Here is a 1,137-nt window from a genome sequence, read left to right as displayed (position 1 = left end):
ATCTTGAACAGTGCGGCGGCCGCCGCATTGATGGCGCCGTGCGAAAACACCATGGAATCATGGGCCGCCAGCGCCTCGAATTTGTTCGGCGCGGTGACGAAGGCGATGCCCGTAATGCTGGCGATGCGATCCGCCACCCTTTCGGCGAAGCCGACCGGCGCGTTGAGGCCGGTGCCGACGGCGGTGCCGCCCTGCGCCAGCTCCTGCAGGCCGGGCAATGTCAGCTCGATGCGCTTGATCGACGAGGCGACCTGCGCTGCATAGCCCGAAAACTCCTGGCCAAGCGTTAGCGGGGTGGCGTCCTGTGTGTGCGTGCGGCCGATCTTGATGATGTGATTGAACTCTCTGCTCTTGGCGGCGAGCGCCTTGTGCAGATGCTTCAGCGCCGGCAACAGATCGTGCACGATGCGTTCGGCGCAGGCGATGTGCATGGCCGTCGGATAGGTGTCGTTCGACGACTGGCTCATATTGACGTGATCGTTGGGATGCACCGGCTTCTTGGAACCCATGACGCCGCCCAGCATCTCGATCGCACGGTTGGAGATCACCTCATTGGCGTTCATGTTGGACTGCGTGCCCGAGCCGGTCTGCCAGACCACCAGCGGGAAATGGTCGTCGAGCTTGCCGTCGATGACCTCTTGCGCCGCCTCGACAATCGTCTTGCCGATGGAAAGATCAAGCCGCTTGAGCTCCATGTTGGCTTCGGCCGCCGCCCGCTTGACGATGCCCAGCGCGCGCACGATCGACGCCGGCTGCTTCTCCCAGCCGATCTTGAAATTGCCGAGCGAACGCTGCGCCTGCGCGCCCCAGTACCGGTCGGCGGCAACTTCGATGGGACCGAACGTGTCGGTTTCGGTTCTGGTATTTGCAGCGGTCACGGGTCTCTCCTTGTCGAAGTCGGCAACGGCGTATCGCGTTGCACAAACGGCTTCAAGCGGAGATTGCGGAGGGGATTGATGCAAATCGGTTGAAGGTGATCTCCCCCCTCGAGGGGAGATGTCGCCGAAGGCGACAGAGGGGGTCGGTTCGACCGGGCGTGACCTCTTATCGCCGCCGGAAGAGGCTGGCGCCCCACGCCTGCTGCCATCTCCCCTCAAAGGCGGGGGATTCTTGCGAAGGAGGACCCCCACCCTAGCC

General features: G+C 63.4%; 1 protein-coding gene. It reads right to left on the bottom strand.

What is annotated here, in order from left to right:
- The coding region (locus EN984_RS35500; protein ID WP_164765962.1) for a class II fumarate hydratase at positions 1-878 on the bottom strand (878 nt) is incomplete at its 3' end.
- Positions 879-1,137 lie beyond the last annotated feature (259 nt).

Origin of the sequence: Mesorhizobium sp. M7A.F.Ca.CA.004.12.1.1, from assembly GCF_003997835.1 — a bacterium.
Lineage (GTDB): Bacteria > Pseudomonadota > Alphaproteobacteria > Rhizobiales > Rhizobiaceae > Mesorhizobium.
The sequence above is the reverse complement of the archived record's forward strand: the minus strand, read 5'-3'. Positions and strand labels throughout refer to the sequence as shown.